This is a genomic window from Rhizobacter sp. P3_B12 (assembly GCF_056402895.1).
Window position 1 is genome coordinate 1 of the sequence record NZ_JBFUGN010001567.1, and the last position, 847, is coordinate 847.

An 847-nucleotide genomic window follows, 5' to 3' on the forward strand; every position below is an offset into this window, starting at 1 on the left:
TCGCGCGCCGCCGCGCCGCCGCCCGGGGCGGAGCCCGCGGCGCTGCTGACCGGCCGCGAGGTCGAGGTGCTGCGCTGCATCAGCCTCGGCGAGAGCAACAAGGAGGCGGCCCGCACGCTCGGCATCAGCCCGAGCACCGTGCGGGCCCACCTCGAGAACATCTTCCGCAAGCTCGAGTGCACCACCCGGGCCGCCGCCACCCTGAAGGCGATGACGACCGGGCTGCTCTGATCAGCGGCCGCGCGCCGCCGCCTGGCCCAGCGCGCGGGCGACCGCCTTCGCGGACAGCGGCTTCGCCGGCGGAAGGCTGCCGAGCAGGCCGCCGTTGACGATCTCGACCACCAGCCCGCCCTCGGTGCCGCGCACGCGGCCGATCACCTGGCCGTTGCCGCTGATCGTCACGGTGCCGCTGCCGCTGAAACCGCCGGGCTGCGTGCCGAAGTCGAGCTGGAAGAAGCCGTCGACCACGTAGTTCACACCGCCGCGGCTGAACGCGAGCTGCGCGTACTCCTCGCGGATCAGCAGCGTTTGCACCGTGGGCTCCACGCCCTGCGTCACCGTGTGCATCAGTGCCGTGCCGCCGGAGAAGGTCGACACCGACTGGCTCGCCACGTCGGTCACGGTCAGCCCGTTGGCCGGCAGGTAGCGCAGCTTCGTGGTCTCGGTCGTGCCGTTCAGGCTGCCGTCGAGCTCGACCTTCGCGTTGCCCTGCACGCGGCTCGTCTTCTCGTCGCCGTTGATGTCGTCGGTCGTCACGCGGAAGTCGGTCACCGTCGACTGCGCCGAGCCGACGCGGTGCGCCAGGTCCGCGAAGCTGTACGCGAGGCTGCTGCCGCCGGTGTACAGC

General features: G+C 72.3%; 2 protein-coding genes. One reads left to right on the forward strand and one right to left on the reverse strand.

All coding sequences use genetic code 11. The annotated features are described in order from the left end of the window. A partial coding sequence (locus tag AC1D01_RS36895) for a response regulator transcription factor (protein WP_477874800.1) occupies positions 1-231 on the forward strand: 231 nt, incomplete at its 5' end. Here the strand turns inward: AC1D01_RS36895 and AC1D01_RS36900 are convergent. After that, on the reverse strand, positions 232-847 hold a 616-nt coding region (locus AC1D01_RS36900; protein ID WP_477874802.1), incomplete at its 5' end, for a hypothetical protein.